The sequence below is a fragment of the Candidatus Dormiibacterota bacterium genome, assembly GCA_036495095.1.
Taxonomy (GTDB): Bacteria; Chloroflexota; Dormibacteria; order Aeolococcales; family Aeolococcaceae; genus CF-96.
The window spans coordinates 1-13,138 of record DASXNK010000146.1 but is presented as its reverse complement, the minus strand read 5'-3'; the positions used below and the strand labels follow the sequence as shown (position 1 = coordinate 13,138).

Genomic DNA, 13,138 nt, shown 5'->3' with positions numbered 1-13,138 from the left:
CTCGACGGACGGATGTTCGGTGCCCCAGGGGTTCACGCCCGGTGCCCGCGCAGGGTGAACGTGACCGGCTGGGCGCCGGTGATCGGGACGCTGAGGACGGTGGTGTAGTCGCCGGGGCCGTGCGGCTGGAAGCGAACCGTGATCACGCAGCCGGCGCCGGGCGGGAGGTGGGCGCCGGCGCAGCCGTCGCTGACGATCGTGAACGCGGCGGTGCTGGAGAGGCTGCTCGCGCCGGCGACGACCACGGTCTGGCCGGTGTTGCTCACGGTCTCGCGGAAGAGGCCGCCACTCGCGGCGGCCGTGCTCACCGCGGCGACGGGGACCTGGGGCGGAGCCGGTGCCGGGCCGGCCGGCGGGCCGGCCGCGGTGGCGTCGGGGCTGGGGGAGGGGGTCGGGACGGCCGTGGCGGTGGACCCAGGCAGGGTGGAGGGCGCCGGGGACGGCGCGGGGGCGACGGCGGCCACCCCCGGGGTGCCGGCCGCCGCGGGAACGGTGGCGTCGTGGCCGTGGAGGCTGAGGGCGAGACCCCCCGCGGCGCCCAGGACGATGGCGGCGAGCGCGGCCACCAGCAGGGGCGTCCGTGGCCGCGGCCGGCGCGGGTGAGCCGCCGCCTCCCGGAGGGTCGTGGCCACGGTGTCGCGGTAGGCGGGGTCGCCGAGCGCCTGGCCCACGGCGGCGAGGAGGGCGCCGGCGGTGGGATAGCGGTCCTCGGTCCGCGGGGCCAGGGCACGCCCGACCACCTCGTCGAGGCCGGCCGAGAACGGAGCCGGGGCGGCGAGGCAGCGGTGCAGGACGGCGCCGAGCGCGTACACGTCGGTGCGGGCGTCGACGGCGCCGCCGCCGATCTGCTCGGGGGCCAGGTACTCGGTCGAGGTCGCCCCCGCGTCCTGGATCCAGACGCCACCGAAGCCGGCGAGCTGGGCGTGCTCGGTGCCGCCGGCGGTCTCGACGAGGATGTTGGCGGGCCTGACGTCGCCGTGGACCAGGCCGCGGGTGTGGGCGGCGTCGAGGGCGCCGGCCACCTCGGTCAGCAGGGCCACGACCCGGTCGGTATCGAGCTGCCGGCCGCCGGCGAGCAGGGCTTCGAGGTCGCCGCCGGGCACGTACCGCATCGCGATGAAGCGGCGGCCCTCCGCCTCACCGGTCTCGTGGACGGGGACGATGTGGGGGTGGTGGAGGCCGGCGGCGGTCGCCGACTCGCGGACGAGTCTCTGCCAGGAGAGCTCGTCCGGGCGCCGATCGAGGATCTTGAGGGCCACGGCGCGACCGTGGACGGGGTCGTGGGCGTGATAGACGGTGGCCAGCCCGCTCCAGCCGATCAGCTCGATGATCCGGTAGCCCGCGAACTGCTCGCCGTGAAAGATGACGCTCATTCGTCCTGAGTGCCTGCGTCCTCGATGCCTCCTCCCTCCACGATGTCGGGTCCCGGCGGTGTCAACCCATCCTCCCGCACATCGGCGCTCGCCGGTGGAGCAGCATGCGCGTGATGGCCGCCACGACCTCGCTCCACCGGAGGATCGCCGAGGAGCTCGGCGTGCGCGAGCGGCAGGTCGCCGCCGCCGTCGAGCTGATCGACGGAGGGGCCACGGTCCCGTTCATCGCCCGCTACCGGAAGGAGGCGACCGGGACCCTCGACGACGCCCAGCTGCGGACGCTCGAGGACCGGGTGCGCTACCTGCGCGACCTGGAGGAGCGACGCAGCGCGGTCCTCGAGTCGATCCGTGCCCAGGGCAGGCTCGACCCGGCCCTGGAGGCTCGGATCCAGGCGGCGGAGTCGAAGGCCCGGCTCGAGGACATCTACCTGCCCTTCAAGCCGAAGCGCCGCACCAGGGCGCAGATCGCCCGGGAGGCGGGGCTCGAGCCGCTCGCCGACCGGCTGCTCGCCGATCCGGTGCGGCGTCCCGACCTGGCGGCGGCGGCGTTCGTCGACCCCGGGAAGGGCGTGGCCGACGCCGCCGCCGCCCTCGAGGGCGCCCGCTCGATCCTGGTCGAGCGCTTCGCCGAGGACGCCGACCTGATCGGGCCGCTGCGCGAGCAGATGTGGTCCCGGGGCCGCCTGGTGTCGCGGGTGCGGGCCGGGAAGCGGGAGGTGGGCGCCAAGTTCGCCGACTACTTCGACTTCGGCGAGCCCTTCACCTCCCTGCCCTCGCACCGGGTCCTGGCGATGTTCCGGGGCGAGAAGGAGGAGGTCCTCGAGCTGAGCCTCGAGCCGGAGGGGCTGCGGACGCCGGCGCCGCCACCGGGGCGGCCGAGCGGCTACGAGGTGCAGGTGGCGCAGCGCTTCGGGATCTCCGATCGGGGCCGGCCCGCCGACCGCTGGCTGCTGGACACGGTGCACCTGGCCTGGCGCTCCCGCATCCTCGTCCACCTCGGCAACGACCTGCGCCAGCGCCTCCGGGAGGCGGCGGAGGACGAGGCGGTGCGGGTGTTCGCCGCCAACCTCCGCGACCTGTTGCTGGCCGCGCCCGCCGGCAGCCGGCCGACCATGGGTCTCGATCCCGGGTTCCGCACCGGTGTGAAGGTCGCGGTGGTCGACGCCACCGGCGGGGTGGTGGCGACCGAGACCATCCATCCGCACGAGCCCCGGCGGCGGTGGGACGAGGCGGTCGCCGTGCTCGTCCGGCTCGCGCGCCTCCACCGCGTCGAGCTGATCGCCATCGGCAACGGCACCGCGTCGCGTGAGACCGACCGGCTCGCGGCCGACGTGATCAGGCTGCATCCGGAGCTGCGGCTCACCCGGATCGTGGTGTCGGAGGCGGGCGCGTCGGTGTACTCCGCGTCGGCGTACGCCTCGCAGGAGCTCCCCGAGCTCGACGTGTCGTTGCGCGGGGCGGTGTCGATCGCCCGCCGGCTGCAGGATCCGCTGGCGGAGCTGGTCAAGATCGATCCCCGGTCGATCGGCGTCGGTCAGTACCAGCACGACCTCGCCGAGGGCAGGCTGTCGCGCTCCCTCGACGCGGTGGTGGAGGACTGCGTGAACGCCGTCGGCGTCGACGTCAACACCGCCTCGGCGCCGCTGCTGCGGCACGTGTCCGGCATCGGTGAGGGCCTGGCCGAGAACATCGTGGCCCACCGCGGCGCCAGCGGCCCGTTCCGCTCGCGCACCGCGCTCAGGAAGGTCTCCCGGCTTGGCCCGAAGGCGTTCGAGCAGTGCGCCGGCTTTCTGCGCATCCGCGGCGGCGACGATCCACTCGACGCCTCGAGCGTGCACCCCGAGGCGTACCCGGTGGTGCGCCGTGTCCTCGCGGCGACCAATCGCGGCATCGCGTCGCTGATCGGCGACCGCGCGGCGCTGCGCGCCCTCGACCCGAAGGACTTCGTCGACGCCACCTTCGGCCTGCCGACGGTCACCGACATCCTCGAGGAGCTGGAGAAGCCGGGACGCGATCCGCGCCCGGGCTTCGTGACCGCGACCTTCCGGGAGGGTGTGGACCGGCTGGAGGACCTGGACGCCGGCATGCTGCTGGAGGGCGTCGTCACCAACGTCGCCGCCTTCGGCGCCTTCGTCGACGTCGGCGTGCACCAGGACGGACTGGTGCACATCTCGGCGATGTCGAGGACGTTCGTCCGCGACCCCCGCGCGGTGGTGAAGTCCGGCGACGTGGTGACGGTGAGGGTGGTCGACGTCGACGTGCCGCGCAAGCGCATCTCGCTCAGCCTGCTGCTCGAGGAGAGCACCGACGGCCGCCCGGGGCCCGCCGGCTAGCTGCCGGCGGTCCGGCGGGGAGCACCACCCTGCGGGTGTACTCTCACGCCGCCGCCGTGGCCCGGAATCGAACTCGCCAGCCGGCGTAGCTCAGTGGCAGAGCAACTGTTTTGTAAACAGCAGGTCCGGGGTTCGAATCCCCGCGCCGGCTCCGGCGGGATAGGATTCGGCCCCAGCAATGGTGAGCACTGGGCGGATGGACCGGAGGCGACTTTTCGACCGCCGCAGGGAGTGCGACGCTCTCGACCGGCTGCTCGGGGCCGTCCATGAGGGCCGCAGCGGTGTGCTGGTGCTCCGCGGCGAGGCCGGGATCGGCAAGACCGCGCTCCTCGACTATGCCGCCGCGGCGGCGTCGGGCTGTCGCGTCGCCAGGGTCACCGGCGTCGAGTCCGAGATGGAGTTCGCGTTCGCCGGTCTGCACCGGCTCTGCGGGCCGGAGATGCTCAGCCGGCTCGACCGTCTGCCCGGGCCACAGCGTGATGCTCTGGGCTCCGCCTTCGGCCTGACCGAGGGCGGAGCACCGGACCGCTTTCTCGTCGGGCTCGCCGTGCTCAGCCTGCTGGCGGACGTCGCCGAGGAGCAGCCACTGCTGTGCGTCGTCGAGGATGCCCACTGGGTCGACCGGGAGTCGGCCCACGTGCTGGCGATCGCCGCGCGCCGCCTCCACGCCGAGTCGGTCGCCATGCTCTTCGCCATCCGCGAGCCCTGCGCGACGCGGGACTTCGAGGGTCTCCCCGAGCTGCTCATCGAGGGGCTGCCCGACCGGTACGCCCGCGAGCTGCTCGAGTCGGTCACCCCGGGCGGGGTCGACGCGCGGGTGTGCGACCGGATCGTCGCCGAGACCCGGGGGAACCCGCTCGCCCTGCTCGAGCTGCCCCGGGGGGTGGAGCCGGCGGAGCTGGCCGCCGGGTTCGGGGTGCCGGGCACACCCCCGGTCCCCCACCGGATCGAGGAGAGCTTCGTGCGACGCGTCGAGCGGCTGCCCGCCGAGACCCGGCTGCTGCTGCTCGTGGCGGCGGTCGAGCCGACCGGCGAGGCGCAGCTGCTGTGGCGGGCGGCGGGGCGACTCGGCATCGGCGTCGACGCGGTGTCCCCCGCACAGGCCGACGGTCTTCTGCAGGTGGGCACCCGGATCACCTTTCGCCATCCCCTGGTGCGTTCCGCCGTGTATGGGGCGGCGTCGCCGGATCAGCGTCGCGCCGTCCACGGGGCCCTCGCCGGCGCCATCGACCCCGATCTGGATCCCGAGCGCCGGGCGTGGCACCTCGCCCAGGCCGCGCCCGGCCCGGACGAGGCGCTGGCGGACCAGCTCGAGCGCGCGGCGGACCGTGCCCAGGATCGAGGAAACCTGGCGGCGGCGGCCACCCTCCTCGACCGGGCTGCCGCGCTCACACCCGACCCCGGCCGCCGGGCCGAGCGCCTGCTCACCGCGGCCCAGGCGAACCTGGACGCGGGATCGGCCGCCGCCGCGTCGGGGCTCCTCGACGCCGCCGACGAGGAGCTCCTCGACGAGCTGGGACGCGCCCGGCTCGAGCGGATGCGGGCTCGGATCGCCTTCGTCACCGGGCGTGGCCGCGACGCGCCTCCTCTGCTCCTCAGGGCGGCGCGGCGGCTCGAGCCGCTCGACGTCCGGCTGGCACGGGAGAGCTACCTCGAGGCGTTCGACGCGGCGATGTTCGCCAGCTCGCCCACCAGCGGGTCGGCGGTGATCGAGGTGGCGGAGGCGGCCCGCGCGGCCCCGCCGGCGCCGCAGCCGCCGCATCCGAACGATCTGCTGCTCGACGGCCTCGCGGCGATCTGGACGGAGGGGTACTCCGCGGCGGTGCCCAAGCTGAAGCAGGCGCTCGACGCATTTCTCCACGGCGACGATCTCCGCCGGCTCCAGCCCGCGGTGCGCACCGCATGGGATCTGTTCGACCTGGACACCGCGCTCGCCCTCGCCACCCGCGGGGTGCAGTTCGCCCGCGACACCGGCGCGCTGACCCTGCTCCCGCTCGCGCTCACCAACCTGGCCGGCGCGACCGTGATGAGCGGCGACCTCGCCGGGGCGGCGGCGCTGATCGAGGAGGGGAGGTCGATCACCACCGCGACCGGGAGTGCGCCCATCTCCTCGCACGAGGTCTACCTCGCGGGCTGGCGCGGCCTCGAATCGGACTACGTCCGGCTCGCCGACGAGATGCTCGAGGACGCCGACGCTCGGGGAGAGGGGGTGGCGATCGCCATCATCGAGTACTCGACCGCGATCCTCCACAACGGCCTGGGGAACCATGCCACGGCGCTTGCGGCCGCACAGCGCGCGCGGGTGACGGGCCCGACCATGGGCTGGGCCATCCCCGAGCTCGTCGAGGCGGCAGCGCGCGTCGGTCAGCTCGAGCTCGCGCGCCCCTCCGCACTCAGGCTCTCCAAGCTCGCGAGGTCCAGCGGGACCGAGCTGGCGCTGGGACTGAGCGCCTGCTCCCTCGCGCTCGTGACCGAGGCCGGGGACGCGGAGAACCTCTTCCGTGAGGCGCTCGACCGGCTGAGCCGCACCCGCGCCCGGCCGCACCTGGCGCGCGCCCATCTCCTCTACGGCGAGTGGCTGCGCGGCGAGGGACGGCGGGTCGACGCCCGCGAGCAGCTGCGGACCGCCCACGAGATGTTCGTGTCGATGGGCGCGGAGGCCTTCGCGAGCCGTGCCGAACGCGAGCTGGTCGGCACCGGCGAGCGCGCACCCCGACCGAGGGACGAGATCCCGGGTCGCCTCACCGCGCAGGAGGCGTACATCGCCCGCCTCGCCGACGAGGGGCTCTCCAACCAGCAGATCGGCACCCGCCTCTTCCTGAGCCCGCGCACCGTCGAGTACCACCTCGGCAAGGTGTTCACCAAGCTCGGCATCGGCTCGCGGACCGAGCTCGGGGGCGTTCTCTGCCACGTTGCGGATGCGGCGCAGGCGCGGCGGCGGAGACCGTAGACCAGCCATGGACTTCGGCGCCGCCCAGCTGCGGAGCTGGCGGCGGCGGCGGTACCGGGCGGCGGCCGGCCGCTTCAGCGAGCGCTCGCCGGCACCCTCACCGGAGCGGTCCTGTGGACAGTCTGTGGACAGGGCTGTGGACATCCCCGGCCTTCACCGCTTCCCTGCCATCCCCCACCTCCCGGACCACCCCCTCGGTGTGGTGCCCTTGGCACAGTGGGGGCGAGCCGCGGCGGCGGACGCCGGGACCCCTCCGTCCCCGCCTCGAGGCCCGGTGCGGGTGGCTCCCCCGCCCGCCTCGACGCCGCGGCTCCTCGTCGTGACCCCCTCCCCCCAAACCGGGCGCCCCCGGCCGCTGCCGGGGGCGTCACCAGGTTCGGCTGACCGGTGCCAGCTCACGCACCTGGCGGGCGAGATCGTCGGCGCTGGGGGCGCTGCGGTGGAAGCGGTTGCGCAGCGAGCCGGCGTACTCGGACGCCACCTCGTTCGCCTCCCTGATGGCCTCGGGCGCCAGCTTCGCGACCACGCCGAGGATGAGAATCCACGCAACGGCGGTCCCGGCGGTGTGTGCGATCCGATCGGCCATCCTCGCGGGGGCCAGTCTACGTCGCCGGGCACCTGATACTGGTGCGAAATTCCCAGTCGTGGCAACGCATCCGGCGCACCCCATCCGTGCAATGCACGGCGGCTGGCCGGTGTCTTCCGGGTGTGTACCGTACGGTCAGCGCGCCCGCGACGATGGACTGGGGATGAAGACCTACCCGCTTCGACTTGACGAGCGTCAGGCCGCCGAGCTGCAGATCGTCGCCGAGGTCGAGGGCCTCACCGTGGCAGACGAGATCCGGGCTGCGATCGCCGCGCACCTCGACGCCCGCCGTGCCGACCCCGAGTTCCAGCGCCGGCTGCGGGTCTGCATGGAGCGCGACCTGGAGGTCTATGAGCGGCTGGGTGGTCGGTCCCGGGACGGTGCGCTCCCGGCGCGCATCGCGGAGGCCGACGAGCGCCACTGAGGCTCCGGTTCGCCTTGCGGCGCGGCCGCGGACGGGTCCACCATCGGCCGGTGCCGAGTCGCCGCACCCTCCTCGCCGCCGCCTCCGCCGGGGCGGCGATCGCCGCCGTCGGGCTGGGCCTGCTCCGGCCACGCCGGGTCGAGGTGGTCGGGGAGAGCATGCTCCCCGCGCTGTGCCCCGGCGACAGGCTGCTCCTGGTCCGGCTTCCGGCGGCCCGGGGCGCGGTGGTGGCGGTCGCCGACCCCCGCGAGCCCTCGCGGACGCTGGTGAAGCGGGTGGCGGCCCGCCCCGGCGGCGAGGCGCCCCTCCCCGGAGGCGGCCAGCTCCGGGCCGGCGGCGGATATGTGCTGCTCGGCGACAACCCCGGGGCGAGCACCGACAGCGTGGAGTTCGGAGCGGTGCCGCCCAGCCTGCTCCGCGGGCGCGCCGTCTATCGCTACGCGCCGCCCCACCGCCGCGGCCCGGTTTCGGTGGTGAGACCGGCCGGGTAGAGCACTCGTGGCCACGCCGGACGTTCCCCCGATGGCACTATCGTGGCCGCTCCGGCCATCCGGCCGGCGGTCGCGCCTGGCCGATCCCAGAAGGAGTGAGCTGATGTCCCTGCTGTCCCGGCTGTTGATGCTGGCAGACCGCGTTGCGGCGCCCGGTGCGGTCCACGCCCACTGCGACCTGCCGTGCGGGGTCTACGACCCCGCCCAGGCCCGGATCGAGGCCTCGTCGGTGAAGGCCTGCATGGAGAAGTTCCAGGGGAGCGGCGACCCCGTCTTCCAGCAGCGCGCCGTCCTGATCAAGGAGGAGCGCGCCGACCTGGTCAAGCATCACCTCTGGGTGCTCTGGACCGACTACTTCAAGCCGGAGCACCTCGCCAAGGTGCCGGAGCTCCACGACCTCTTCTGGCGGGCCACCAAGAAGGCGGGCGAGGCCAAGAAGACCAACGACCCCGCCGTGGGCCAGCAGCTTCTCGATCTCTGCGACGAGGTCGCCGCGGCCTTCGCCGCCACCAAGAGCTGAGCCGGGGGCGGGCCGGCCGGTGTGACCGGGCCGGCCCGCCGCCGTCACCGGACCCGTACAGGCGGGACGAGCGTGGCTGGTAGAGTCTCGGCTGCTCCCGGACCGCCGTCAGGTCCGGTCGGCGACGCGCCTGGGCAGGTACCGAAGTTGGTCAAACGGGGCTGACTGTAGATCAGCTGGCTATGCCTTCGGGGGTTCGAATCCTCCCCTGCCCACACCTCCGATTCCCCCTCCGGGTCAGGCCCAAGTAGCTCAGGGGCAGAGCAACGTCTTGGTAAGGCGTAGGTCGTGGGTTCGATTCCCACCTTGGGCTCCAGCCCCCCTCTCTCCGAACCGCCGAGACCGCGCTCGAGCTCGCCGGCCGTCACCGGGGTCCGGCGCTGGCCCACCTGCGAGTCCTCGCCGAGGGCAACCTCTACCTCATGCTCCCGCCCGGGCGTCCCATCGGCGACATGATCGTCCGCCCCGTCAGGGGAGGGCACCATGTTCGGGTGAGGTCTGGCGATCCTCACCGCTGAAGCAGGCCATTCGATCGTGGACCACGCTGCCAGGCCGACCGACGACCTCTCGGGCAAACCAAAATAAAAGATTGAGGCCTACTCCAAGCCTGGCCGATGCAGCACCCGATGATCCTGGCAGTGGCCGCACCGGCGTCAGCCCACTTCTTCAAGCGCAGGACGACGGAGTAGGGATACCGTCCAGCCCATGGAAGCGATGCCGCCGCTGATCTTCGCGCACCGCGGCGCGCCGGAACATCGGCGTGAGGGGAATACGGCCAGGGCTTTCGAGCGGGCGCTGGCTGCCGGCGCCCGCGGGCTGGAGTCAGACGTTTGGCTCACACGCGACGGTGTCCCGGTGATGTACCACCCACATCCGTGGCGAGAACCGCGCCGCGTGGGCGCAAAGACCCGGGCCGAGCTGGCGGACTCCGTGCTTGCCCTCGACGAGTTGTACGCGCGCTGTGGCGTGGACTTCGACCTGGCGCTTGACCTCGGCGGCACCCGGACGGCCGCCCGGGTGGTGGAGGTCGCGCGCGAGCATGGAGCCGCGGACAGGCTGTGGCTCACGGTGTTTCGAGCGCAGGCCATGGCTGCGTGGCGTGCCAGTTGGCCCGAGGTCCACCTGGTCCACCCCACCATGATCTGGCCGGGACGCAGCCTCGATCAGCTCTGCGCCCGCCTCCGTGCGGCCGGCGTCGCCGCGCTCAACCTCCACCAACGGCAGGTCACGCGCCAACGAGTCGGCGCTGCACATGCCGCCGGGGTTCTCTTCTTCGCCTGGGGTGCACGCACAGAGGGGGCGACGCGGCGGGTACTGGCGCAGGGAGCCGACGGTGTGTTCACCGATGATCTTCCCGGTCTGGTGCGGGTCATGGGCGGGCTCGAGAGCCGGCCTGACGGTTCCACCACTCCCGGGACGTGAGTTCGGCTCTGCACGCGCGACGGTGCGCGGCGCGCTCGCGGTCGGCGTCGTGCTGGGGGTGGCCACCATGCCGGGGTCGGTGTTCCCGCACCAGGCGCACCGTTGCGCGGCACTCCGGGGCAGGCGCCGCCACCGGCGACCGCGGGGCGCTGCCGCACCGTCGGCGTGGTCACGGGCCGGGCGTGACCACGAACGTGCCTGCCATCGGCTCGGCGGGATGGTCGGCGATGGGCAGTGCGGCGATCTGGCCGGTGGACGGGTCGTAGCGCGCGTGCAGCGCGCAGAAGTACCGGTAGACGCCGGTCCTGTCTACAACCACCGAGGCGCTTGCGCCCGGCGGCAGCGTGAGCGCGAAGGATGTCGGATCCCCAGGGACGCTGGTGGCGGTGTGCGGATCGCCGTCGTGGTTGGTGAAGGTCACACGGCTGCCCTTCACCACCTCGACGACGGGCGGGGTGAACCGGTCGGCGCCGGGGATGTCGACGGTGACGGTGGAACCGGTTGCCGGCGGCCGCTGGCCCGCGGCCGGCGAGGACCCACCGCACGCGGCGACGCAGGCGGTGATGAGCAGAAGCGGTGGGACGTGACGCGTGAGACGCATCGGTAGAACCTCCTCACCCATGACATGGGGCGACTGACCTCCCTACCCCGTCGGTCGGGCCGCCGACTCGGCACCATGTCGCACACCCGAGCTCTCCTTATCGCCTGGCAAGCTCGAGTTGCCTCTCTCTGACACGCTCAAGTCTCTTCGCGATGCCGCCGCGCTCCATTTCGTCCTGGCCGAAGGGGTACGGTGAATTCCTGTCACCGAGCCATTTCAGTTCCATCATGAAGAAGTTGAGGAACCCGAAGACAACCAGGTACACCACTGCAAGCAACCAGTCCCACCAGTTCACCATGCTATTGGCCAGAATGTGATGAATGTAGATCACACCGATCGGGAGGTGGCCAAGAACCGCGGTGGCAACGCCAGGGCTGTAGAGAGTTCGAAGCTTGATGTTCACGTAGATGGCGTGACCGATGACCTGAAGAACTGCGCCAACCAGGACAGGGGCTAGACCCAGCCAGATCACGTCGGGGAAGAAGACCGGAACCAGGTAGAACCCATATGCAAAAACAAGGTTGGCCGCCATGGACGAGTACTGGTTCAGCGGATAGCGGTCTGGGCTGGCACTTGGCATCATGACCATATTCGCGACCGCTGGAAATCCACCTGGCCAGCTGTATTCTTCAAATTGATGGAGAAGGACGACGATGAAGTTGAGAAGAAGCAGCCTTTGTACAATCCCAAGGTCATTCCAAGCAGCGATCACGTAGACCGCGGCGACCACCGCTGAAAACAGACCGATGTCGTGCCAATGCCGCCTGAGAGATTTCAAGGAGATCGCGTCAGACACGATGAGCCCGCAACGCCCAGATGGGGGCCTGGAGGCGGCTGGGCTCGCCGGGCACCGGTTCGCACTCGAGGCCGAACGCGGTGACGAGCTCGCCGACCGCGGCGTTGACGTGATAGCTGGCCAGCCGCAGGTCGGTGATGTCCCACCCGGCGTTGCCCCAGGTCGTGCGGAGGTTGTCTTCGGAGACGCCCATCGCGGCGGCCAGGCCGGTGCTGCCCGCGGGGAAACAGAAGAGGGTGAGCAGGGCGTCGGGCCGGGTGGCGCGGTGGAGAGCGGCGGCGTAGGCGTGGCGGGCTTCCTCGTCGAGGCAGTGGTAGCAGGCGGCGTCGAGCGCGCTGTCGAAGCGGCCTTCGAAACCGGCCAGGCTGGTGGCATCGGCCACGGTGAACTCAACGACAACGCCACGCTCACGGGCGCGCTGACCGGCGTGCTCGAGGGCGGTGGCGGCAGCGTCGACGCCGGTGACCTGGTGGCCCTGGCCGGCGAGGAAGATGGCGTTGTCGCCGAGGCCACAGCCGACGTCGACAACTGCACCGCGGAAGCGCCCGGCTCGCTCGGCTTCGATGACGACCGGCTGAGCCGCGCCGATGTCCCAGGGAATACTGGGGAGGTCGACGCCTTCGAGCAACTGCCCGCCCTGGTACAGGGCATCGAAGTCCACGTTGTGGAGGTCGAAATTCTCAGGGAGGAGAGTCATCGTGTGCTCCTTCTGGGTTGGGGGCGATCGGCAAAGACGAGATCGGTGATGCGCCGGGGAAGCTCCGGGTCGGCCTCGTTGGGCGACAGAGCGAAGTGCTCCCAGAGGAGGGCGGGTCCCACCCGGGCCTGGAGCTCGAGGTCGGACGGTGCTCGGAGCAGTCCGGCGGTGGCAGCCCGTCGCAGGACGCCGATGAGCACTTCCTTCCGCTGGGGGATGAGATCGCGGCGCAACGCGATGCCGATGTCGGGGTGACGGGCGGCCTCGAGCTGGAGGGCCCGGATGACGTGGTGCTCCCGTGCGATCGTCGCCTGCAGCATGTGCAGCAGGCTTTCGAAGTCGGCCCGGGGGTCGCCGCTGTCGGGGTCTTCCAGGGTCGGGAAACGACCCCGTCCCAGGGCGTCGATCACCATGGCCGTCTTCGTCGGCCAGCGCCGGTACAGCGTGGCCCGACCCACCCCGGCGAGCCGGGCGACGTGATCGACGGTCATCCCGTCATAGCCGCGCTCCACCAGGGCCTGGACCACGGCCCCGGCGATGACCTCATCGTCAGCGCTGCGTGGCCGGCCCGGCGGCCGACCCGCCGGCGGGTCGAGGGCGTCGGCGTGGCGCTCCTGGCGAAGAGGGCGACCCAATGGTTCCTCCCCTAGGATGAGACGAGACGATCCCGTATCATAGCCGGCCCGTAGGAGGTAGACAAGTCAAGGAGGGAGAGGCTTGGCGGATCCGGCCGGAGGCGCCCTGAAGGTGCCCGAGTTCGCCGACGCGAGTCGCTTCCCGAGAGTGGACCAGGAGCCCGACCCCGCAGTGCTGGCGTCGTGCGACAGAGGGATAAGAATGGCAGGCAGTGCGGCACAGGGTAAACCACGGGTCTTGTCGGGGATCACCGCGACTGGGAGCTTGACCATCGGAAATTACATCGGTGCTCTCAGCGTCTGGGCCGAC

Annotated in this window: 12 protein-coding genes and 3 tRNA genes; 9 read left to right on the top strand and 6 right to left on the bottom strand. The window is 72.2% G+C overall.

Annotated elements, in window-relative coordinates; translation table 11 throughout:
- Positions 1-32 precede the first annotated feature (32 nt).
- Complete coding sequence (locus VGL20_15015) at positions 33-1,373, bottom strand: serine/threonine-protein kinase (protein ID HEY2704992.1); 1,341 nt, start codon at positions 1,371-1,373, stop codon at positions 33-35.
- A gap of 113 nt (positions 1,374-1,486) precedes the next feature.
- Here VGL20_15015 and VGL20_15010 point away from each other — a divergent pair, with 113 nt between their 5' ends.
- From VGL20_15010 to VGL20_15000, 3 genes are all read left to right on the top strand, one after another.
- Positions 1,487-3,706: a Tex family protein gene (locus VGL20_15010; protein ID HEY2704991.1), complete on the top strand. Its 2,220-nt coding sequence runs from the start codon at positions 1,487-1,489 to the stop codon at positions 3,704-3,706.
- 79 nt (positions 3,707-3,785) lie between these two features.
- Positions 3,786-3,857, top strand: a tRNA-Thr gene (locus VGL20_15005).
- 45 nt (positions 3,858-3,902) lie between these two features.
- A complete protein-coding gene (locus tag VGL20_15000; protein HEY2704990.1) occupies positions 3,903-6,656 on the top strand; it encodes an AAA family ATPase in 2,754 nt (917 codons plus the stop codon).
- A 367-nt stretch (positions 6,657-7,023) separates the two neighbouring features.
- Here VGL20_15000 and VGL20_14995 read toward each other — a convergent pair whose 3' ends face one another.
- Positions 7,024-7,242 (bottom strand): hypothetical protein, encoded by a 219-nt coding sequence (locus VGL20_14995; protein HEY2704989.1) that lies wholly within the window; start codon positions 7,240-7,242, stop codon positions 7,024-7,026.
- Between the two features lie 163 nt (positions 7,243-7,405).
- On the opposite strand from VGL20_14995, the gene VGL20_14990 reads away from it, so the two are divergent.
- The 6 genes from VGL20_14990 (at position 7,406) to VGL20_14965 (ending at position 10,099) form a co-directional block, all read left to right on the top strand.
- Positions 7,406-7,666, top strand: coding sequence for a hypothetical protein (locus tag VGL20_14990; GenBank protein HEY2704988.1), 261 nt, complete (start codon positions 7,406-7,408; stop codon positions 7,664-7,666).
- A gap of 50 nt (positions 7,667-7,716) precedes the next feature.
- The gene (locus VGL20_14985) at positions 7,717-8,157 is read left to right on the top strand and encodes a S26 family signal peptidase (protein ID HEY2704987.1); all 441 of its coding nucleotides are present in this window, start codon (positions 7,717-7,719) and stop codon (positions 8,155-8,157) included.
- Between the two features lie 103 nt (positions 8,158-8,260).
- Positions 8,261-8,677, top strand: coding sequence for a superoxide dismutase, Ni (sodN, locus tag VGL20_14980; protein HEY2704986.1), 417 nt, complete (start codon positions 8,261-8,263; stop codon positions 8,675-8,677).
- Positions 8,678-8,809: 132 nt separating this feature from the next.
- A tRNA-Tyr gene (locus tag VGL20_14975) sits at positions 8,810-8,892 on the top strand.
- 26 nt (positions 8,893-8,918) lie between these two features.
- Positions 8,919-8,993: transfer RNA gene (locus tag VGL20_14970), tRNA-Thr, on the top strand.
- Positions 8,994-9,382: 389 nt separating this feature from the next.
- The gene (locus VGL20_14965) at positions 9,383-10,099 is read left to right on the top strand and encodes a glycerophosphodiester phosphodiesterase (protein ID HEY2704985.1); all 717 of its coding nucleotides are present in this window, start codon (positions 9,383-9,385) and stop codon (positions 10,097-10,099) included.
- Between the two features lie 169 nt (positions 10,100-10,268).
- Here the strand turns inward: VGL20_14965 and VGL20_14960 are convergent, their stop codons facing one another.
- The 4 genes from VGL20_14960 to VGL20_14945 all read right to left on the bottom strand — a co-directional run bounded on the left by VGL20_14960 (position 10,269) and on the right by VGL20_14945 (position 12,828).
- Positions 10,269-10,700 (bottom strand): cupredoxin domain-containing protein, encoded by a 432-nt coding sequence (locus tag VGL20_14960; protein HEY2704984.1) that lies wholly within the window; start codon positions 10,698-10,700, stop codon positions 10,269-10,271.
- Between the two features lie 97 nt (positions 10,701-10,797).
- Entirely contained in the window at positions 10,798-11,496 is a 699-nt protein-coding gene (locus VGL20_14955; GenBank protein ID HEY2704983.1) for an HXXEE domain-containing protein, read from the bottom strand.
- On the bottom strand, positions 11,489-12,193 hold the full coding sequence (locus tag VGL20_14950) for a class I SAM-dependent methyltransferase (GenBank protein HEY2704982.1): 705 nt from the start codon (positions 12,191-12,193) through the stop codon (positions 11,489-11,491). Before VGL20_14950 ends, VGL20_14955 begins: the two co-directional genes overlap by 8 nt.
- Complete coding sequence (locus VGL20_14945) at positions 12,190-12,828, bottom strand: TetR/AcrR family transcriptional regulator (GenBank protein ID HEY2704981.1); 639 nt, start codon at positions 12,826-12,828, stop codon at positions 12,190-12,192. Before VGL20_14945 ends, VGL20_14950 begins: the two co-directional genes overlap by 4 nt.
- Positions 12,829-13,138: the final 310 nt, after the last annotated feature.

Excerpts from the sequence above, each read along its gene's own strand:
- VGL20_15015 (HEY2704992.1), bottom strand. The coding sequence starts at position 1,373 with ATGAGCGTCATCTTTCACGGCGAGCAGTTCGCGGGCTACCGGATCATC.
- VGL20_15010 (HEY2704991.1), top strand. The coding sequence starts at position 1,487 with ATGGCCGCCACGACCTCGCTCCACCGGAGGATCGCCGAGGAGCTCGGC.
- VGL20_15000 (HEY2704990.1), top strand. The coding sequence starts at position 3,903 with ATGGACCGGAGGCGACTTTTCGACCGCCGCAGGGAGTGCGACGCTCTC.
- VGL20_14995 (HEY2704989.1), bottom strand. The coding sequence starts at position 7,242 with ATGGCCGATCGGATCGCACACACCGCCGGGACCGCCGTTGCGTGGATT.
- VGL20_14990 (HEY2704988.1), top strand. The coding sequence starts at position 7,406 with ATGAAGACCTACCCGCTTCGACTTGACGAGCGTCAGGCCGCCGAGCTG.
- sodN (HEY2704986.1), top strand. The coding sequence starts at position 8,261 with ATGTCCCTGCTGTCCCGGCTGTTGATGCTGGCAGACCGCGTTGCGGCG.
- VGL20_14965 (HEY2704985.1), top strand. The coding sequence starts at position 9,383 with ATGGAAGCGATGCCGCCGCTGATCTTCGCGCACCGCGGCGCGCCGGAA.
- VGL20_14960 (HEY2704984.1), bottom strand. The coding sequence starts at position 10,700 with ATGCGTCTCACGCGTCACGTCCCACCGCTTCTGCTCATCACCGCCTGC.
- VGL20_14950 (HEY2704982.1), bottom strand. The coding sequence starts at position 12,193 with ATGACTCTCCTCCCTGAGAATTTCGACCTCCACAACGTGGACTTCGAT.